This window comes from Kaistella palustris DSM 21579 (genome assembly GCF_000422265.1).
Lineage (GTDB): Bacteria > Bacteroidota > Bacteroidia > Flavobacteriales > Weeksellaceae > Kaistella > Kaistella palustris.
The window spans coordinates 282,806-304,687 of sequence record NZ_AULL01000016.1 but is presented as its reverse complement, the minus strand read 5'-3'; the positions used below and the strand labels follow the sequence as shown (position 1 = coordinate 304,687).

16 protein-coding genes are annotated in these 21,882 nt (G+C 39.9%); 6 read left to right on the top strand and 10 right to left on the bottom strand.

What is annotated here, in order from left to right; all coding sequences use genetic code 11:
- Positions 1–28: 28 nt before the first annotated feature.
- From H562_RS0106725 to H562_RS0106680, 10 genes are all read right to left on the bottom strand, one after another.
- Positions 29–724 carry a M48 family metallopeptidase gene (locus tag H562_RS0106725; RefSeq protein WP_027376798.1) on the bottom strand — a complete coding sequence of 232 codons (696 nt, stop codon included), beginning with the start codon at positions 722–724 and terminating at the stop codon, positions 29–31.
- 1 nt (position 725) lies between these two features.
- Positions 726–3,773: a type I restriction endonuclease subunit R gene (locus H562_RS0106720; RefSeq protein ID WP_027376797.1), complete on the bottom strand. Its 3,048-nt coding sequence runs from the start codon at positions 3,771–3,773 to the stop codon at positions 726–728.
- A gap of 83 nt (positions 3,774–3,856) precedes the next feature.
- A complete protein-coding gene (locus tag H562_RS0106715; RefSeq protein ID WP_027376796.1) occupies positions 3,857–4,510 on the bottom strand; it encodes a transposase in 654 nt (217 codons plus the stop codon).
- A gap of 132 nt (positions 4,511–4,642) precedes the next feature.
- Complete coding sequence (locus H562_RS0106710; protein WP_027376795.1) at positions 4,643–8,383, bottom strand: ATP-dependent DNA helicase; 3,741 nt, start codon at positions 8,381–8,383, stop codon at positions 4,643–4,645.
- Entirely contained in the window at positions 8,380–8,667 is a 288-nt protein-coding gene (locus H562_RS0106705; RefSeq protein WP_027376794.1) for a hypothetical protein, read from the bottom strand. The genes H562_RS0106710 and H562_RS0106705 overlap by 4 nt, the downstream gene beginning before the upstream one ends.
- A 34-nt stretch (positions 8,668–8,701) precedes the next feature.
- Positions 8,702–10,000, bottom strand: coding sequence for a restriction endonuclease subunit S (locus H562_RS15390; protein ID WP_051190426.1), 1,299 nt, complete (start codon positions 9,998–10,000; stop codon positions 8,702–8,704).
- A complete protein-coding gene (locus tag H562_RS0106695; RefSeq protein WP_027376793.1) occupies positions 9,994–12,492 on the bottom strand; it encodes a type I restriction-modification system subunit M in 2,499 nt (832 codons plus the stop codon). The genes H562_RS15390 and H562_RS0106695 overlap by 7 nt, the downstream gene beginning before the upstream one ends.
- Before the next feature lie 203 nt (positions 12,493–12,695).
- The gene (locus tag H562_RS15385) at positions 12,696–13,379 is read right to left on the bottom strand and encodes a hypothetical protein (protein ID WP_027376792.1); all 684 of its coding nucleotides are present in this window, start codon (positions 13,377–13,379) and stop codon (positions 12,696–12,698) included.
- A gap of 160 nt (positions 13,380–13,539) precedes the next feature.
- On the bottom strand, positions 13,540–15,438 hold the full coding sequence (dnaK, locus tag H562_RS0106685) for a molecular chaperone DnaK (RefSeq protein ID WP_027376791.1): 1,899 nt from the start codon (positions 15,436–15,438) through the stop codon (positions 13,540–13,542).
- Between the two features lie 249 nt (positions 15,439–15,687).
- Positions 15,688–16,074: a c-type cytochrome gene (locus H562_RS0106680; protein ID WP_027376790.1), complete on the bottom strand. Its 387-nt coding sequence runs from the start codon at positions 16,072–16,074 to the stop codon at positions 15,688–15,690.
- Positions 16,075–16,210: 136 nt separating this feature from the next.
- Here H562_RS0106680 and H562_RS0106675 point away from each other — a divergent pair, with 136 nt between their 5' ends.
- Genes H562_RS0106675 through H562_RS0106650 form a run of 6 tightly spaced genes read left to right on the top strand, consistent with a single transcriptional unit; the run spans position 16,211 to position 21,857 of the window.
- Entirely contained in the window at positions 16,211–16,714 is a 504-nt protein-coding gene (locus H562_RS0106675; protein WP_027376789.1) for a c-type cytochrome, read from the top strand.
- Positions 16,715–16,750: 36 nt separating this feature from the next.
- A complete protein-coding gene (nosZ, locus tag H562_RS0106670; protein ID WP_027376788.1) occupies positions 16,751–18,751 on the top strand; it encodes a Sec-dependent nitrous-oxide reductase in 2,001 nt (666 codons plus the stop codon).
- A gap of 46 nt (positions 18,752–18,797) precedes the next feature.
- The gene (locus H562_RS0106665; protein ID WP_027376787.1) at positions 18,798–19,388 is read left to right on the top strand and encodes a hypothetical protein; all 591 of its coding nucleotides are present in this window, start codon (positions 18,798–18,800) and stop codon (positions 19,386–19,388) included.
- A gap of 37 nt (positions 19,389–19,425) precedes the next feature.
- A complete protein-coding gene (locus tag H562_RS0106660; protein WP_027376786.1) occupies positions 19,426–19,836 on the top strand; it encodes a nitrous oxide reductase accessory protein NosL in 411 nt (136 codons plus the stop codon).
- Positions 19,837–19,844: 8 nt separating this feature from the next.
- Entirely contained in the window at positions 19,845–21,071 is a 1,227-nt protein-coding gene (locus tag H562_RS0106655) for a nitrous oxide reductase family maturation protein NosD (RefSeq protein ID WP_027376785.1), read from the top strand.
- A gap of 57 nt (positions 21,072–21,128) precedes the next feature.
- Positions 21,129–21,857 (top strand): ABC transporter ATP-binding protein, encoded by a 729-nt coding sequence (locus H562_RS0106650; RefSeq protein ID WP_027376784.1) that lies wholly within the window; start codon positions 21,129–21,131, stop codon positions 21,855–21,857.
- The last annotated feature ends 25 nt before the right edge of the window (positions 21,858–21,882 follow it).

Sequence of the window (21,882 nt, the reverse complement as noted above, 5' to 3'; positions counted from 1 at the left end):
GTGACTACGCCAAAATAGGGTAGTTTAGTTAGAGGGGTAAATCATTTAAGATTTTTTTCTGAGTTCGCCAGTTAGGTAAATAGCGATCCATTAAAATGATGAAATTCTTGTTGTGATTTCTTTCTAATAAATGAACCAGTTCATGCACAACAATATATTCGATGCATTCTATGGGCTTTTTGATGAGTTCAATATTAAAATTCAGCGTTCTGTTTTCATTATTACAACTACCCCATTTGGTTTTCATCTTACGCACACTGTATGTATCAACCGTAAGATTCATGATCCTTAAATGATGTGTTAACAGTTTACCTAATACCGTATTTAATTCTTTTCGGTACCAATTGTCAAGTTGTTTTTGTTTCTGTGCAGTGGTATAATGCGCAGGAGAAAAGAGCTCTATTACGTGATGATGAATTTCAACATAGGCTCTTTTGGCTTCCGTAACTTTTAGCAAATATCTTTTCCCGAGAAAATAATGACTTTCCCTTGTAATCATTAATTTCTCACCTTCTCTTTCCTGATTGGCGATTTTTTTTTGTTCGCGCTTGATCCATCCGATTTTCGTGGTGAGATAAACATGAACTTTCTCCAGATCAAAATACTCCGGAGAAGAAACCGTCACTTTTCCATAAGGCGGATGAACGCTTAAATGCAGATTTTTGATAGGTTTAAATTTTACCTCAACCTCCAGATCTCCAATTTGTAAATGCTCTGTCCGCATTTTAATAATCTTCTTTATTCTGTTCAATAATCTGATAAACCTGTTCTGCTAAAGCATCATCTTTAACAATTCGCTTAATTGCCTTTTTAACTTTCCTTTGCTTCATTAGATTATCTCTAAAACCTTCCATTTTTGCATATTGAACTTCGCGATCACAAACCAGCGCCAATTCTTCGTCTTCTAAAGTATGGTATAAAGCAACTTTCCCTTTCGTATTCAATGATTTTGGAATATCGTCTTTCTGACCTTTATTCACCATGCGAATCAACTCCGCCATTTTCAGTAAATATTCCTGATATAGAATGGAATCACGTTTTCTTGCCTCGATGAGTTCAGTTAAAAGCACCGACATTTCCTCGAAATATTTAGGATCCAGCAAATGATCTTCTACAATTTTACTTCTCACATTATTTTCAATAATTTCAGCAACAGCTTCTTTGTTTCCTTTCACAGATTTAGGTAAAGAATCAATCGCTTTGTCCATATCGGTTTCCATTAAATCCAGTAATGAAATTTCTTCAAATGGGGAAATAACTTCGGATTCTTCCGCACGGATATACGTATCCAATAAGAAACGCATATCTGCTTCATATACTTTCAAATCGATGATTTCATTGCTTGCGATCCTTATGACTTCGCGAACATTTAGATAGAAGTCCAAACGATCTTTAAAATATCTAATTTCCTTTTCCTGATAACCAGCCAGTTCAAAATCGGTAGTCATATTAGCAAAAGCACGAATATATTCGACAATTGCTTTATATAAAGCCATCCGTTTATATTCATTTGATTTTAAATCATCCGGATTTTCTGTATTTCCACAGAAATATTTAATGAAATCTAAATCTGTTTTCTTATTGGGGACATTTTCACACAAGGCTTCAACGGTTTCCAAAGCGACTTCCAAACGATCTGCCGCTACTTTCAAACGGTCTTTTAATTGGATAGAAACGTCTTCTTTTGTAAAACCCTCACTATCTAATTCGGAAGTGTAAACATCAATTGCATCGGTTACGTTTCCAAATAATTCCATATAATCTACGATATATCCGTAATCTTTATCCTCCGTATCCAAACGGTTTACGCGGCAAATAGCCTGAAACAAAGTATGATCCTGCATCTTTTTATCGATGTAAATATAACTGCAAGGTGGCGCATCAAAGCCCGTTAATAATTTTGAAACTACAATCAGCAATTTCATCTTAGCGGGTTGCTTTCGGAAAAGTTCTTTTACATCAGACTCGTAGGTTTCTGTTTTTGATTTATTGCCTGTCGCACTTACGTTTTCTAATAATTCAGTGTAGATTTTATAAATAAATTCTTTGTCGGTTTCTGTTTCTGCACCGGTATCTTCTTTTGAAATATCGCTCGCGTTAGGATTGTAGGAAGTGACCAGCGCACATTTTCCTTTTAATTCTGTCTGAAGAAACAGACTGTAATATTTAGCAGCTTCATAAATACTTCCTGCTACCAATATCGCATTTCCATTTTGAGTGGCTAAACGCGCTTTGGTGCTAAAATCAACGACAATGTCTGCCACAATTTTCTCCATGCGTCCTTTTGAACTCAATACATTTTGCATGGTTCCCCATTTCTTTTTTAACTCATTACGTTGGAAATCATTCAGTCCCTTTGTTTTGATATTAAACCATTCATCTACTTTTTTCTGGGAAGTCAATTTTTGATCAATCTGTCTTCCCTCATACATTAAATCTTTTACCACGCCATCTTCAACGGCTTCATTGAATTTATAGGTATGAATATATCGTCCGAACACATCCATCGTTGTTTTCTTATCCACTTTCAATAAAGGCGTTCCGGTAAAACCAATAAAAACTGCATTATGCAAAATGGCTTTCATGGCTTCATTGAGTTTCCCACTTTGCGTACGGTGACACTCATCTACAAAAACGAATATTTCACCTTGTGTCGTAATCGGATTATCTTTTAATTCTTTAATGAAGACATCAAAATCTGCTTCCCCTTTATTCCCAAACTTGTGAATCAAAGAACAGATTAATCGCGGTTTAGAAGCCTGCAAATAATGCATCAATTCCTTTCCCGATTTCGTTTTTGCAATATCGGTTTCACCAACATCATTAAAAACTCGCTCAATTTGATCGTCTAATTCCGTACGGTCGGTTAAGATGACAATTCGGGAATTCGGGATGTTTTCTAAAATCCATTTTCCGATCATCACCATCATCAGAGATTTTCCCGAACCTTGCGTATGCCAGATAATTCCACATTCTCTGCGTTTTATAAATTCCTGCGCTGCTTTTAAACCAAAATATTGATGCGGACGTGGTAATTTTTTTATTCCGGCATCATAGATAACGCCGTTGTAGAGCAAATCGATGATGCGGGATTTCTCACATAATTTCTTAAGGTATTTATCAAGTTTGTAATCATCATTATCCTGCTCATCTTCTTTCCAGGAAAGATAATATTTTTCGGGTGTTTCTATGGTTCCGTAGCGTAAACCCTGGGTATTGTTTCCCGCCAAAATCATTTGAACCGTCGTAAAAAATCTTTGTGAAAACAGTTCCTGTTGATTCGAAATATTCTGACGGATACTTTCCGCAATATCTACGGTTCCTCTTTTTAATTCCAGAACGCCAAAAGCGATTCCGTTGATGTAGAGCACTAAATCCGGACGGCGATTGTGATGATTATACAGCGTTACTTCTTCAGCAATTCCAAATTCATTCTCTTCCCAATTCTTCCAATCAATCGGGAAAATAGTTTCAAACTGCTCCCCCAATTCCGGACGCGCCTTCACGCCATAACGCAGAAGATTGTACATCTTTTGATTTCGCTCATATAAATTGCCAGTATTGGAACTGGCTAACTGCGTTAATTCTGTAATCGCTTTTTCTACTATAGTGTCGGAATATTCTTTCTTCTGTAAAAATTTCCGAAGATATGTTGGTTCTATATTGCTGTTATTGAGACGATCTTCCCAATCACCATAAAAGATATAATCCAATTGCTCAGTGAACAGTTTGATAATGCGATTTTGGGTGATTCGTTCTATGGGGTTAATCATTTCGTGATTTTTTTATTTTAATTATTTCCAGGGCATTTGCCGTACAGACGGGGCATGCCCCGTCTCTGCAATACAATATATTATTATTGAAAAAATTCATCCTCATTCCAATGATCAATATTAGATTCTATATAATCATTAATACGTTGATATTCGCAATCATTCCTGATAATATGATCGTGAAATCGCTCTTGCCATCCAAATACTAATCCCAAACGATTCGCATGTTTGGTAACGGCAGATTTATAGGATCCTATAATTGATGATACGGTATTTTTCCCCATTCTCGATGGCGATTTTTCGGCTTGCGATTCATTATTAGATTGGCAATCATCATTGGATTGTAATTCGGATTGCAATTCCAATTTTGATTCAGATCCCGATCCCGATCCGGATTGCAGCAGTACAGATGGGGCATGCCCCATCTCTGCAGCAGATTCCGATTCCGATTCCGATTCCCCGCCTAATATCAATATCCCATGAATATGATTTGGCATTACCACGAATGCGCCCAATTCTACATTCTGTGCATGATTTTTTATTTCGTGCCAAAATACATCTGCCAACATCCCACAATTCGATAAATTCATTTTGTTTTTTTCGCCCTGCTCAATTTTCCCAAAATAATGATTCCTGTTTTTGGTACAAATGGTAATAAAATACGCACCCGCCCATCCGTAATTCCACCAGGTGGCGCGGGCAGATTGAATGCGGTATTTATTTTTGTATTTATGCATTTGCATTACGAATTTAATTATTTCATTCGATTTCCTTAGTTACCTTAATTGCCCTAATCCAACTTCTTGGTGAACAAACGGATGATACGGTTTTGGGTGATGCGCTGTATTGGTTAATCATGCGTCAATAAGTTATCGATTAAAATATTTCTTGATTATTTCGTCTATTTCCTTTACTGATATTGCTCCACGAATACTTCCGTCTTCTATTTCAAAGGCTTTGTCTTCGGTAACTATTAATGTTCCGTTATCACCGCCATTTTCAAGTATTTTATTGATTTTATACCATTGGTGTTTTTCTTCCCAACGCTGTTTGTATTCTTCATCGAACAACATTCCGCAATGTTCCCAATAATACACTTCGCCTGTTTCTTCATTTTCGATGGTAAAGTCAGGTAACTTCTCTACTTCCTTAATCACTAATTTTTTCTCGTATAGTGGATTTAGCTTTTTATCTATTAACCTTTGGTAAATAAGCAGTTCACTTTTCGAACGCAACATTTTGCCATCACTCGCTTGATGAATTAAATTTTTCTCTAAATATTGCCCTTCTACTTCCACCAAATCAGGTTTAACAAAAAGATTGGTGATGCGTTTTAGAGCATCTGATTTTAATGGTGACGCTAATGCTTTTATATCAAAGGCGTTGCCTTGAAATAGCATTATTACTTTGTCTTTTTGCCTTGTGAGTGAAGTATATAGCATTTCCCTTGATAAGAGAAAGCAAGGGTTTGGAACGACTAAAAACACTTTGCCAAATTCGCTTCCTTGTGCTTTGTGTACTGTTAAGGCATAAGCTAACTCCAAAGGATTATTGCTTTCTTCTGCAAACTCCCAAGATTTGAATGAGTATTTAAAACCTTTTTGAGAAGTAAGTTCTATTTCGGTGTTTTTAGGCTTGCCCTTGAAAGTCATTTTAGCCGTTTTAAACTGACCAATAACAACACCTATTTCACCATTTGCTACATAATTTAAAGCATCTGATGGCCAAACAGCCTTTGGGTTTCTTCGGGAGTTGAAAAGATTAATTACTTTATCACCATAAACAATTTCCTCTAAACCAATTGGCGATGGAATTTTACCAAATCTGCTTCTGGCATATTCTACTTTGTCCTCTCTAAAACGTTTGTGTATTTTACGATTGATAGCTCTAACGCCAAAAACCTTCTCCCGAATGGGAGATAATATTTGCCAAGCTTCTGCTTTACTAGCCACTTCTTTAAAATTAAAATATCTGCCATCAACAGACCCAAGCGATTTATTGAAAGTTTCCACATCTTCAATAGAACTCATTCCTAATTCTTCTACTAAAACCTTTTCCAACACTTTATCGAAGTCTGTTTCGTTTTCCCAATGCTCCATTCTTAAATACTGCGAATTGGGAGTAGTCAATATTTGATTGATGATACTGTCCGCACCTGGTTCTAATGCTTCGCCACTAAACCATTCTGCCAATTGCAAATCTTCACGTTTTGAACCTCCTTGTCTACGTTTAATAGTCAATTCTGCATAACCTTTGCTTACCCTCGGGAATGAGGTTTCAATTCCCTCAGGTTTCAAATGATTGATAATATCTACAAATGGTCTTCCTGCTCCAATAGGTGGAAGCTGCCGATGGTCGCCTACTAAAATAAAACGCTTGACTCCTTTTAAACAGTCCATTGTTGTTGCCAACATTTCTTCGGTAAGCATTGAGGCTTCATCTAAAATAACTGTTTCATATTGCCCTTCACAATACCTATCAGAAAAAACATATCGCTGTATATCTCCATTATACCTATCGAAACCAGAAAGAAATTGTGCCAATGTTTTAGCTGTCACTTGCAGGTTTCTTGCTACCTCTTCCATTCTAACTCTTGCTTTACCAGTAGGCGCTAACAAAAGCACACCATTATTTTCCACTTCTTTCTGCCCAGCTAAAATAGTGAGCAAGGTGGTTTTACCTGTTCCGGCAGGACCAATTAAAACAGAAAAACGTGCTTCGGCAATTTCCTTTAATGCAGCAGCTTTTTCTTTTCTCGCTTTTAATTCCTGTGCATCTGGTTCACCTTTGGTAAATGATTTTAAAGCTTCATCTAATAATTGTTGCCAATTGGCAGAAAGTGGTAATCGTTTGCCATTTACTCTGTCATCTATTTTTTGACTGATGATACTTCTTGTTTCTGTAAATCTCTGCAATTGGTAGGCTCTTTCGCCATCTTTCATTTCTTCCAATTCTATACTATCCGTAAAACATTCTTCTGCTAATTCGTAATAATCGCTATTGATAGCACACGTTGGATAAAGAGACAATTCTCTTATTTGTTTGATGATTTCTTTACGAGGCAATAGCGTATGCCCTTGCAGGGCTGCATACTCTAATTGCTGAATGGTGATAGCTCTGATTCGATGGTTTTCAAATGGATCAACATAAACCAATTTGTCAGGCAATATATTAGCAGATGTATTTTTTAAGTATAAACCTAAATCAATTGTACTTAATGCTACCGGTGTCTTGGTAAAGCGTAGGTCTTCGTAAATCAAATATGGATTAGCAAGATATTCTTCATCTTTGCGTTTAATACCCAATGTCTCTCTTTCTTCTTCTACAAATAGAAAAGTTGCCTGCTCAATATTTAAATCGAATCGGCTCAATAAATGCAAAAACTTTATTCGAGTTGGTGTACCTTTTTCTTTTAGGCGTTTGTATAATTTTTTTGAATTGAATGGAATTAATACAGCTACGGCATCTGATAATATTCCTTTTGGGTTATCTAATGCTTGCTCGAAAAGTTGCCAAGGATTTTCTTTGTCATCCTTTAATTGATTGATAATTTCGGCTGCTACAAAATGACCCTTTTCAATACCAAATGCACAAAGGGCTGCACCCATTCCAGGATATGCACCACGCAATTTTTCTAATTGTGCAATTTCATTGTGTATCCATTGTATGCTTGTTTGATGGTTTTCGCCAATGCCTAATTCTTCTGCATCCTCTAATGATTTGATACAGTCTAATAACACCCTGATTGCACTATCATTACTTACGTGTTCTGTGCCATATGAAAACTCAAAGCGTTTATCGTTGGGTACAATTACCGCTAATTCGGCTACATCAAAATTGGGGTTTTCTTGTTGGTATTCGATGGCAGAATGATAAGGTAATAAAAAACCATTTTTGCCTTCTTTACGAATAGAATGCAAAATCATGTGCTCCCAATAAGCAGCACCAAAACGATTGTTGCTACCCTCATAAGCCTCAGAAGTGATTATTTTATTGATTTTACCAACGCCTGCCAAAACCCTTCCTGATTCTTCTACAAATGGCACTTGCTTAGCATAAAAAAAAACCAACGACGTTTCTTCTTGCAAATGCTCGAAAAAGCAATTGAGTAAGGCCTTTTGATTTGAAATTTCTTGCACCCAATTATCTCCTCCATTCTTTGCCCAGTCGAGTTGAGGCTCTTTGGTATCATCGTAGTTCAAATCATAGATTGCAGTTTTTTCTTTGGCATTTTCTTTAAGCATCCAATGATAAGGTACTGCTGCTGCTGCAAAAGCAGGAAACTGCAACCTTGTGGGCTTTAAATGTCCGTGTGTATTGGGTGAACTTTCAGCATATGGATGTGAAATGGTTTTATGAAAAGCAAACTTTGCCATAAAAGTAGCTCTTTCACCAACACAGACAGGATATTGATCTTCGGATAAATTGCTTAATAATTGCCCTGCTGCACTTTGTTCTTGCTCATCGTTACGATTAAGGGCACAGTTTTTTAAAATTAAACAAGCGCCATTGGCTTTGGGATTATTACATACAGAACCATTCCAACCGTTATCATGCCAAGGCACACGAACGGAAAGGTGCTTTAATATATATCTCGGATTATGTTTCATATTTTAAATAGATTTTTAATAAGTTGTTTAAACGATGCTATTAAAATTACCTTAAGTTCCTTTTTCGAAAATTGTTTTTCTATTATACTTTCCGGAACCATTCGATTAAAATCAATCCAAGGAATTTCCGCCGAACCTCTAACATTAAAACCACCATCTTCCCTGTTATAGCGATTTCTAATTGCAAAGTCTTTTTCTTCCCAGTCTTTAGACCAAGTACCAAAGCCCCATTCTAAAGAATAATTAGGCAGGTTTTTGAACGTTTTAGAGTGAAGCACTTCCATGATATTTTTTATTTCTTTTTTACTCAACTGATATCTACACCAACCTCACTCTCCCCGTCAGCAGTTCCTGCATCATGCCTTGTTTTATTTGCCGCGCTTTGCCCAGTTTTTCTTTCAGCGCTTCGATTTCTAAATCCATATCCGATAAGATCGTGGCGATGCGCGTTTGCTCCGAAAGTGATGGAAAAACTATCTCAAACTGGTTTAGATTAAGTAATGATAAATTCGGCTGTGCTCCAGTAACAGAAATAGTATTTAACATTTGTTGAAATTCATTTCTATTAAAAAAATAGTACAAATATTTTGTATCAATTACTCCTATATTTAACCTAATAATTCCTAAAGCCTGATTGGTGTTTGCTGGACAAATATTTTCTTTTACAATTGCCGTTCTTCCCAATGCTCCTGCAATAGAAAATAAAATATCCCCTGATTTTATTTGTGAACGATATAAGGATTGGTGACATTCTTCAGAAATAAATGCTGTTTTATCTAAATCAATAACTCCCGATTTGTTAATAGATTCGACCTTTATAAAATTTATTCCATTTTCAGTAAAATCAAATCCTACTGATGTTGGAGTTGTTCCTTTTGTAATTAATTGTGTCATTTCCCCCAACTTCTTCACTTCCCAATCCTCTTTCGGCGTCAATAATTCCTGCATCGCACCTTGTTTGATGAGGCGTTTTTTGGCTAAAACTTCTTCGATGCTGTCAATCCAGGAATCGTAATCACTTAAGGCCGTTGCAATGGCTTCTTGCTCGGCGAGTGGTGGAAGTGGGATTGGATAATTTTTTAATTCTACAAGATCTACTCCTGTTTGACCGGAAGATCTTTGAGACAATTTTTCCACAAAATTAAATAGATCTTCACTTCGCAAAAAATGCCATGCAAAATCTTTATCTATGACATTAACATTAGGTATAGCTTTTAATAATGCAACATTATAAGCTCCTTCCAAACCTTTAAGAATCTGAAAAATTGGTGGGCCATATCTCCCGATCATTATGTCATTTTTATTACAAAACTTTCTTCCTAAGTTTTCTGGTATAAATACTTTAAATTTATCAGTCTTATAGTCACGAATCTGTATCATTCTAACATAACCAGATCGTCGTTCATGTGAAAAAGTAGATAACGGTGGCTGCGAACCTCCGCTGAAAGTAATCACTTCTCCAACTTTAAATAGAAACCAATCCTCCGGAATCAAACCAATCTCCGTCTGTTTGTAATTTGTTGAGACGGAGCATGCTCCGTCTCTGCCGTCGCTATTTCTGCCGTCGTCATTTCTGCTACCTGTGGATGGCATTTCTATACGATTATCTTTTACCATACCAATCCCATTTTTTCTAAATGAGCCATCACTTTGGTTTCGGCTGTTGCCAATTCCTTTTGCGAGGTTTCCAAAGTCTTCGCATAGCGTTCTGCCAAAGCATTAATTCTTTGGGTTAAACCCTGCGAGATTTTATCCTGTTCCTGGTGCAAAGTGGTTAAGAGATGCGCTTTCCATTTGTGGTTCAAAACCAAATCCTTAATATCGGCTTCGGTCAGTTTCGCATATTTTTCAATAACTTCTTTTTCCAGTTTTGCCTGCATAGTTTTAATCTCCGCATTGGCTTTCTTAATGGTTTCGGTCGCTTCCAAATAATCTTCTAAAATTTCAACGTCACTTTTAGCCGTTTTATTTCCGTAAGAGCCGGAAGGTTCTGCAACCATCCGCAGTGTTTCTTTCTGCTTTACTTTTAATAATTTAGAGACTTCGGCTGCATTTACCTTTTCCAGATCTGCAAACAAACCGTCTTCACCTTGTGCTGAGCCTGTCGAAGTATGCTCTTCTTCTATTTCAGCCAGCGTGGCTTGAGCATTTTCTACAGATTGTTGAGCCGTTTCAATTTGATCTAATAAATCTTTAAAATAAACCTGACTCAATAATTCCGGCGAAATCATTCGACCTTCCACGCCGGCTAATCCTGCCACTTCTTTGTCTTTTCCGGCTTTGCCGTCTTTGCCTTTCTTTCCTTTAATGATGGTGCGTTCCCATTCGTTTCCGGCTTTCCAGCCATCCAAAGAAACCGAATACACATCATCCTGCATGGTTTCCTGCCAATAGGTCATGGCATATTGGTACAGATCGTAACCATTCACCAACGTGTTATTTTCAAAGGCTTTGAGCAGACTTTCGCTCATTTGGGCAATCAGATCTTTACCGTTGGAATGTTCTGCCAAGGTTTCCCAAATTTTCATTTGATCATCTAACCACTTGTGATAGGTTTGGTCTAAAGTCTCATTAAACGCCCTGAATTCCGGATGATTAAAAATCGTAGTTTTAATATCGGCAGCCGCCACATTCAGTTTCACATAACCTTCCCGCAACGGCGAGAATAAATCATGTTTCAGTTTCGGATAAGCGTTCCAATAAGTCTGCATCGCTTCCAGATCACGCACCGGAATGCCACCTTGTAAATGTGCCCGTAAATCCTGAATATCTTCACTTTCCTGCGTATCGATATAGCGCGGAATGTTTAAATTGTAATCGTTTTTAGCATCGGCAATTTCGCTCATCGGAACCATGCGGCTGTATTTGGGAACTTCCTGCATTTGGGTAAATACATAGGTGATCTTGCGCAGATCCTGTTCCCGCAAACGGTTTTTGTTGCCGTCTTTCAGGAATCCTTTGCTGGCATCCATCATAAAAATTCCTTTACGATGTTCCGCATTTTCTTTGTCGAGGACAATAATACAGGCCGGAATTCCCGTACCGTAAAACAAGTTCGCCGGCAAACCGATAATCCCTTTGATATAACCTTTCTTTAAAATGTTTTTACGGATTTCACCTTCTGCATTTCCACGGAACAACACACCATGTGGCAAAACCACTGCGGCTTTTCCATTGGCTTTCATCGATTGTAAAATATGCAGTAGAAAAGCGTAATCGCCATTCTTTTCGGGAGGAACGCCTAAAGTAAATCGGTTGTATTCATCACTTTCGATATTCACGCCATTGCTCCAGCTCTTCAAAGAAAAAGGCGGATTGGCAACCACGTAATCAAAACGTTTCAAACTGCCGTTTTCTTCTTTGTACGCTGGTCTTGTTAAAGTATTATCGGCCACAATTTCTGCTGTTTCCGCACCATGCAAAATCATGTTCATGTGCGCTAAGTTGGCGGTGGTGGTTTCTTTTTCCTGACCGTAAAGCGTAATGGCTTTTCCGGCTTCGTTCGCCACTTTCAACAACAGCGATCCTGATCCACACGTGGGATCATAAGCTGTAGTCTGTGTCGTTGCATTATTAAAAGTAATGCCAATAACCTTCGCCAAAATCCTGGAAACTTCAGCAGGTGTATAAAACTGACCTTTTGATTTTCCGGATTCTGTCGCAAAATGACGCATCAGATATTCATAAGCATCACCCAGAATATCATCGCCTTCCGCCGAGTTTTTAGAAAAATCTAAACTGTTGTCATTAAAGATTCTAACCAGGTTAGAAACGGTTTCTACCAGATCTTTTCCTTTGCCTAATTTGCTTTCATCATTAAAGTCGGGGAAATCATTCAGACCATTGGCTTCCTTGATCGGATTCAAAACCTGCTTATTGATTTTATCACCAATCTCGGTATTCCCGATCAGGTTCACCATATCTTCAAACGAAGCGCCGTCCGGAATTTCGATGGCAAAATCCTGATCGGATTTTGCTTTGTCTGAAATATACTTCACGAATAACATCGTGAGTACATAATCTTTATATTGGGAGGCGTCCATTCCGCCGCGTAATTCGTCACAACTCGCCCAAAGTGAGCGGTATAGTTCTGTTTTTTTGATGGCCATTTAAAAAAGTAAAAATTGAATTCTTATCGTTTATTTGAGAAGTTGAAATTTAAGAAAAATTAACACAGCGCTGCACCGAAAAAATAATACAATACTGTACATTTTTCAACAACAGCTTTTCGGGTAAGCAGCCAATCTAAAAACAACCAGATGGCTTTAAGTATGCTCTGGTCTGCAATTTACTTTTGGCTCCTGCTTATCGCTCACACCAAACTGTAGCTCCACTTATCTTCCTCCTGAAACTCAGGTTCTGCGAAAAAATAATATTTATCTGAAGGTAAAATATGGCTGATGTTCAGAGAACTGTTTTTGAGGATGACCGTATTTCCGGAAACTTCGATGGTTCCTGTAAAATCAAATGAATCGCCCTGGTAATTGGTGATCGTTTCTACGGTACTTTCAAGATTGAATTTCTGACCGATTTCCTGCGCATATTCATCATGAAACTCCCGGTAATGATAAGTCGTTTCCCTGCTTAAGCCTTTAACCTGAATGTCGAAGAATCCTGTTTTAGTTTTCAATGTCCTTTTAGTCAGTTTAATACCCAACGCACGTTCAAAATTCTCCGGCTGAAAATCTTCCACCATTTCAAAAGGATCATTTAGCCTTTTCACTAATGCATCTGCGACGTATTCGGCAAAATCTTCGCCCACAAAATCCAAGTGCAGATCGTGCCACGGATATTTGTCGTTCAGCTCATCAAAAGCGCCATAAAAACTTTCGTGCATTTCCCGGCTTTCATTTTTTAAACCTGCCCCGAACAGATCTTCTTCGGACACTTGCAGAAAATAATCAAATCCTTCATGCTTCCCTTTGTGGATGCTGCAAATCTCAATGCTTCCAGCTTCCGCCAAAATGCGCAGTCTCGATTCTTTTTGCTCTTCCATCTTTTTTGCTTTTAAAATTGCTCTCTAATATATAAGTAAAGTTAAACAGCAAAGACGACAAAACAGGTCGCAGCAAACATGGGAACAAAAAAATTCCCCAGGTTAAAACCCGGGGAACTCATCGTTTAGTATGGTGGTGCAAGCTTGTGCCTGCAGTGACTTATTTCACTTCTTCGAAATCAGCATCCTGTACATCTTCAGCACCGGCGTCACCTTGTGGATTGCTCTGTGCCTGATCTGCACCCGGCTGACCTTGCTGGCCTGCAGCGTACATTTCTTCAGAAGCTGCCATCCAAGCTGCATCTAAAGCTTCGGTTTTGGTTTTTACCGCATCCATATCTTTTGCGTCGAAGGCAGTTTTCAGTTCTGCATGAGCGCTTTCTACCGCAGCTTTTTTATCTGCTGATAATTTATCACCAAATTCCTTCAGCTGTTTTTCGGTCTGGAAGATCAGGCTGTCAGCTTTGTTGAATACTTCAACTTCTTCTTTTTTCTTCGCATCAGAGGAAGCATTTTCTTCAGCTTCTTTTTTCATTCTTGCGATTTCGTCTTCTGAAAGTCCTGAACTTGCCTGAATTTTGATCGACTGCTCTTTTCCGGTTCCTTTATCTTTTGCAGATACATGAAGAATACCGTTGGCATCAATATCGAAGGTCACTTCAATCTGAGGCACTCCTCGTGGTGCCGGTGGAATATCTGCTAGGTCGAATCTACCGATCTCTTTGTTATCGTTGAACATCGGTCTTTCACCCTGTCCGACTCTGATCGAAACTGCGGGCTGGTTATCGCTCGCTGTAGAGAATGTTTCTGATTTCTTGGTAGGAATGGTTGTGTTGGCCTCAATCAATTTAGTAAACACAGAACCCATTGTTTCAATACCTAATGAAAGTGGCGTAACATCTAAAAGAAGTACATCTTTCACATCACCGGTCAGAACACCACCCTGGATCGCTGCACCAATTGCTACAACCTCATCGGCATTTACGCCTTTCGAAGGCTTTTTACCGAAGAATTTCTCCACTTCTTCCTGAATAATCGGGATTCGTGTAGAACCACCTACCAGGATCACCTCATCAATATCTGAAACGGAAAGACCTGCATCTGAAAGCGCTTTTTTACAAGGCTCCATGGAACGTCTTACCAGGTCTGCTGATAACTGCTCGAATTTGGATTTTGTCAAAGTTTTTACCAGGTGTTTTGGTCCTGTAGCAGTTGCTGTAATATAAGGAAGGTTAATCTCCGTTTGCGTAGAAGAAGAAAGTTCAATTTTCGCTTTCTCAGCTGCTTCTTTTAAACGCTGAAGTGCGATTGCATCGGTTTTTAAATCCACGCCTTCGTCCGTCTGGAACTCGCTGGCCAACCAGTTGATGATCACATCATCGAAGTCATCACCACCTAAGTGGGTATCACCATTGGTAGACAGTACTTCGAAAACACCGTCGCCAAGATCAAGGATAGATACATCGAAAGTACCACCACCCAAGTCATAAACAGCGATCTTCTGATCTTTGTGATTTTTATCAAGACCATAAGCCAAAGCTGCGGCTGTAGGCTCGTTGATGATTCTTTCTACAGTTAAACCTGCGATCTCACCTGCTTCTTTGGTCGCCTGTCTTTGGGCATCATTAAAGTAAGCCGGTACAGTAATTACTGCTCTAGTTACTTCCTGGCCAAGGTAATCTTCTGCTGTTTTCTTCATTTTCTGAAGGATCATGGCCGAAATTTCCTGTGGCGTATATTCTCTGTCGTCGATTTTTACTTTAATGGTATCGTTGGGTCCGCTCACCACTTTATAGGCTACACGGCCGATTTCGTTGGCATCATCTTTAAAGTGAGTTCCGATGAATCTCTTGATGGAATAAATCGTTTTTGTGGGGTTGGTCACTGCCTGACGTTTTGCCGGATCACCAACTTTTCTTTCGCCGTCTTCTGTAAAGGCAACGATTGAAGGTGTTGTTCTTTTACCTTCCGCGTTTGGGATTACTACGGGGTCTTTACCCTCCATAACCGCCACGCAGGAATTCGTGGTACCTAAGTCAATTCCAATTATTTTACTCATAGTATGTATATTTTTAATTTTAGATAATTATTTGTCTTGTATTTCTCTAAAAATATACCAAGTGAAAATTTGTGACAAATTGACAGAATGCCGCAGTCAGCGATAGGGCGGCGCGGTGCAAAAGGTATGCGTATTAATTAAATATCTGGATGGGTCATTTTAATAAAGATTAATAAAATGTGTAGGCTCCTTAAAAACAAAAAACACCTTATTTGAATAAGATGTTCAGTTGGTTTTATGTATTTAATTTTATCTTTTCAAAGTAAGGATATACTCCACCATTTTCTTTGCGTTTTCCTTGCTCATTCCGGAGTGCGGAGTCATTGGAATTTCTCCCCAGTTACCGGCACCGCCATCAATAATTTTATTGGCAAGCATATCCACATCGGCTTCAGTGTACTTGTCTGCTACTTCCTGGTAAGATGGTCCCACAAGTTTCGCGTCCATCTTATGGCATGTAAGACAATCACCACCTTCGATCAGCGCGAGCCCGGCATGTTGGCCAGCTGCTGCCGAATCTACAACTGAAACAACCGGCTCTTCAAGCATCACATTGCTGTCTGCATTAGGGTCAATTTCTTTTTTGCTGCAAGATACAATAGCCAGTAAGGCACATCCCAAGATAATTCTGTTCATACTCTAATTTTTCACAAAAATAAATAAAATTACTGAATAAATCTAGCGACAAATATCATACCGTGGCTATGATTGCGATCATATTTGCACCTCCTCGGAAAATTTGTAAATTTGAGTAATATTAAAACCAAAAAATATGAAGACACTAAAGACAGTCGCAGTTGCGGCACTGACATTCGCTCTGTTCTCGTGCGGAGGCGACAAAAAAACTGACTCAATCCCAACCGGCTCTACGGAGACCACAGCTGCCACTACTGATGAGAGTACTGCAGAAATGGAAGCAACCGCAGCCAAGTACGATCCGAACAGAGGTTTGGGAAAACATGAAAATATTGATGTAAGCACTTTCGATCCTGCTATGGCAGCAGCCGGCAAAAAGGTAGCAGAAGTAAAATGTACTTCCTGCCACAAACCTACAGAAGAAAAATTAGTAGGACCAGGCTGGAAAGGCGTTACAAAAAGACAGACACCGGAATGGATCATGAACTTCATCACCAATCCCGACCCAATGATCGACGTAGATCCCGAATTACAGAAACAGCTTGAACTTTGTCTGGTAAGAATGCCAAACCAGGGTCTTGCTGATAACGAAGCCCGGGAAATTCTGGAATATATGCGCCAGATCGACGGAGCTAAATAGCCCGTAGCCTAGAAAAATTACCTTAATTATAACTATATGAAAAGTCTTAAATTATTTGGACTGTGCTCGATCTATGCCTTAACGGCACTGACCGGATGTAAGCCAAAAAGTACCGAAACTGCTGTGAGCGGTGATGCCGCACAGCGGGTTTACGTTGCGCCCGGAAAGTATGATGAGTTTTACAATTTCGTCAGCGGTGGGTTCAACGGGCAGGTAAACGTTTACGGATTACCGAGTGGCAGATTACTGAAAGTTCTTCCTGTTTTCGCCGTAAATCCTGAAAACGGCTACGGCTACAGTGAGGAAACAAAACCTATGCTCGAAACATCGCACGGATTTATTCCCTGGGATGATCAGCACCACCTTTCGTTGTCGCAAACCAACGGTGAGGTTGACGGCAGATGGCTGTTTGCAAATGCGAACAATACGCCGCGGGTCGCACGCCTGGATTTAAAGACTTTCAAAACAGTTGAAATTATTGAGTTACCGAACTCAGCGGGAAATCACTCCTCACCGTTCCTTACAGAAAATACGGAATACGTAGTGGCCGGAACACGTTTCGCGGTACCTACAGATGATATGAACGGTGACGTTCCTATCAATTCCTTTAAGGAAAATTTCAAAGGAGTGATTTCTTTCATCGGTATTAACAAGGACAGCGGCGATATGGATGTTTCTTTCCAGATCGAAGCGCCGGGAATTAACTTTGACCTGTCGCATGCCGGCAAAGGAAAATCCGGTGACTGGTTTTTCTTCTCCTGCTATAATTCAGAAAAAGCAAATACACTTCTTGAAGTAAATGCTTCCCAAAACGATAAAGATTTTATCATGGCGGTGAACTGGAAAAAAGCAGCTGAACTGGCGAAAGCAGGTAAAGGCAGAAAAGTAGCGACTGAATACGTGCATAACAAATACGACGAAAGTACGCACACCGCAACTTCAACAATGAAAAAAGAAGTGCTTGTACTTTCTGTAGAAGATATGAAGGACGCCATGTATTTCATCCCATGTCCAAAATCACCACATGGCTGCGACGTAGATCCAACCGGTGAATATATTGTAGGCTCCGGAAAACTGGCCGCATTAATCCCTGTGTTCAGCTTCGACAAAATTCAGAAAGCGATCGCTGAGAAAAACTTCAGTGGTGATTATGATGGTGTGCCTGTAATAAAATATGAGGCAGCACTCCACGGCGAGGTTCAGAAACCAGGTTTAGGACCGCTCCACACCGAATTCGACGGACAGGGAAATGCAATCACCTCCATGTTCGTTTCCTCTGAACTTGTACGATGGAACATCAAGGATCTGAAAGTGATTGACCGCGTTCCTACGTATTACTCAACAGGTCACCTGATGATCCCGGGCGGCGATTCTAAAAAACCTTTCGGTAAATATGTGGTGGCGTATAATAAAATCACCAAAGACAGATATCTGCCTACAGGTCCGGAACTGGCACAGTCTGCACAGCTCTTCGACATCAGTGGAGATAAGATGAAACTGCTGCTGGATTTCCCGACTTTCGGCGAACCGCATTACGCACAGGCGCTTCCGGGCGAGATGATTTCCAAAAATCAGGTGAAGTTCTTCAAGATCGGAGAAAACAAACACCCGTATGCGACCAAAGGCGAAGCTGAAAGTAAAGTGGTGAGACAGGGCAATCAGGTTCATGTTTATATGACTTCTATACGCTCGCACTTTGCACCGGATAATATTGAAGGTATAAAAGTAGGTGATGAAGTCTACTTCCACGTGACCAATCTGGAGCAGGACTGGGATGTGCCACACGGTTTTGCCATCAAAGGAAATCAGAATGCTGAACTGCTGATTATGCCGGGAGAAACCTGTACGCTGAAATGGGTTCCGAAAAAAGCCGGAATGTACCCTATGTACTGTACAGACTTCTGCAGTGCGCTGCACCAGGAAATGCAGGGTTATGTAAGAGTCTCGCCCGCAGGTAGCAGCACACCGCTGATCTACTCCCTCAATAATAAGAAAGACAACGCGCAAAGCCCCGTCAAAGAAGGAGAAACCAAATAATTTAAAATAAAGGGCAGATTTTTCTGCCCTTTTTAATTTCATTACCATGCAAAATCAACCCTTACTCAAGTTGACCAGAATTGCGCTCATTATCTGCGGAATTGCTCTGGCCATTGCTATTTTTGTCCCCATGTGGGCAATCTATCTGCAGGCTCCACAATATCCCGAAGGACTCTCCATGTTTCTCTGGGCCAATAAGATCACAGGCGACTACGAGATCATCAACGGGCTTAACCACTATATCGGTATGAAAACCATCCACGAAGAGGATTTCTGGGAATTTAAGATCCTGCCTTATGCCTTGGCTTTCTATGCAATCCTGTGTATCATCGCAGCTGCTTTAAATAAAAAAATCTGGCTCTACGTGACCACTGCTTTATTCCTGATTTTTGGCGTCGCCTTCATGGTCGATTTCTATATGTGGGAATATAATTACGGTCACAATTTAGATCCGCACGCGGCGATCGTGGTGCCCGGAATGTCTTACCAGCCTCCGCTCATCGGCTTCAAACAACTGCTGAATTTCGGCGCATATTCTTATCCGGACATAGGTGGAAGCATCATGATTGGTGTTGCCGTAATTTTGGTTATCTTAGCGTTTATTGAGTTTAAAAAGAGCGGCAAAGCACCGGTCTGAATTCAAAACCATTAATAAAATAATCAAACTAAAAAATATGAAAATTCTAAAAAACATGCTCGTTGCCGGCTCGGCTCTTCTTTTATTTGCCTGTCAGAAAAGTGGTCCACAGGACTTCCTGCTGGAAAGTGACCAGTGCGATAACTGTAAAATGACGATCACTGACCAGAAATTTGGAGCAGAACTCATTACAGAAAAGGGCCGCGTATATAAATTCGATGACATAAGCTGTATGACAATGTATGAAAGTTCCGAAGCGGAGAAAACCGTGAATGCCAAAAAATATGTGATCGATTATCCCACCGGAAAATTTCTGGCACTGGAAAACGCGCACCTGATCACTGGCGGAAGCATAAAATCACCGATGGGCGGGAATACACAGGCTTATGAAAATAAGGCTGAAGCAGAAAAAGCTGCCGCCGCGCTGGGTGCCGAATTACAAAAATAAATTTTTTCATGCTCAGACTTTTTCTTTTGCTGTTTCCGCTTTTTATGTTTTCAGGCGTATTGAAAGTGGGGAAAAACAGACCTTACAAAACCATAAAATCAGCTGTTGCTGCTGCAAAAAGCGGCGACAGCATTTTTGTAGACAATGGAATTTACAGAGAGGGAAACATCAGCCTTACCAAACCGGTGACACTCATTGGGCTGGGGCGGCCCGTGCTGGACGGCGAAATGAAATATGAGATCCTGTCCTTCCGTGCGAGCCATATTGTTCTTAAAGGTTTTAAGATTATAAACTCCGGAGAAGATGAAATTGAGAATATTGGTGCGGTCCGGCTGTATGACAGTCATTTTTCGACCATAGAAAATAACATTTTCGAAAACAACTATTTTGGCATCTACATTCAGCGCGGTTACAGATGCACCATTCAGAACAACAGGATCACTTCTGCGCGGGCAGTTTCGCAGGAAGGCAGCGGCGACGGCATACACGCGTGGGTAAGTGAAGAGCTCTGGATCAAAAACAACTATATCGAAGGACACAAAGACGGTATTTACCTGGAAAAAGTCATCAACTCTTATATTTACCACAACTACTCCAGGAAAAATTTACGGTACGGCCTTCATTTTATGTTTGCGGACAATAATGTATATGTAAATAATACCTTCGATAACAACAATGCCGGTGTGGCTGTGATGTACAGCAACAATATCGGAATGGTCGGCAACAACTTCATCAATAACTGGGGCGATGCGAGTTACGGTCTTTTACTAAAGGATATTGGCTTCAGCAAGATCAAGCACAACCAGTTTCACAGTAACACGACCGCCATTCTTCTGGATGGTGCCACGAAGATCGATTTCTACGAAAATGATTTCGAAAATAATGGCTGGGGCATGAAGATCAGCTCCAACTGTATGGAGAATAAGATCATCAATAACAATTTCATTAACAATACCTTCGATGTGAGTACGACCGGTACCGCAACGATGAATGATTTTAAAAGAAATTACTGGGATAAATATGAAGGTTATGATCTGGACCGGGATAAGATCGGCGATATCCCGTTTCATCCGCTGAGTCTGTATGCTGTACTGGTGGAAAACAACCCCGCCGTCATGCTCTTGTTCCGTACATTCTTTGTGGATCTGCTCGATAAAACCGAGAAAATAATCCCAAGTCTTACGCCCGAGAATTTTGTTGATGCGCAGCCACTCATGTACAAAGTAAAAATTTAAAAAAAATCAACGGAAGAAAGACAGGTTTATGGCCGGTACATTCTTCCGAATTTTAAGATGATAGAAGTTAAAAACTTAACCAAGAAATTCGACCGCTTCACCGCGCTTGACGACATCAATTTATCCTTTACCCAGGGACATTCCGTAGCGCTTATAGGTCCGAACGGCTGTGGGAAAACCACACTGATCAAATGTATTTTGGGACTGAATGTGGTAGAGAACGGCGATATTCTGGTGGGTGACAAAAGTGTAAAGGAAGATTACCGCTACCGCGAAAACATCGGTTACATGCCACAGATCGGCCGCTACCCGGAAAATATGACGATCGGGCAAACCATCAAAATGATCAGGGATACACGAAAAATTCCGCAGACACAGCTCGATACAGAACTGCTGGAATCATTTGAACTTGAGAAAATGTACAGCAAAAAGATGGGAAACCTCTCCGGCGGTACTACTCAAAAAGTCAGCGCCGTACTCGCATTTATGTTTGATCCACAGATCATTATACTCGATGAACCTACGGCCGGGCTGGATCCTTTGGCTTCGGAAATTCTGAAAAACAAAATCATCAAAGAAAAAAACCGGGGAAAACTGATCATCATCACCTCACACCTTTTAAGTGAGCTCGATGACATTGTAAGTGAAATCGTGTTCATCAATGAAGGAAAAGTTCTCATACACCAGTCGGTCGCCGATCTGATGGCCGAAACCGGAGCCGCTAAAATTTCGGACTCGATCGTCACCATTTTGAAAGGCATGAAGAACGCGGCTGTGTCGCAGTAAAATTCTTACCGAAAGATTTACCTTA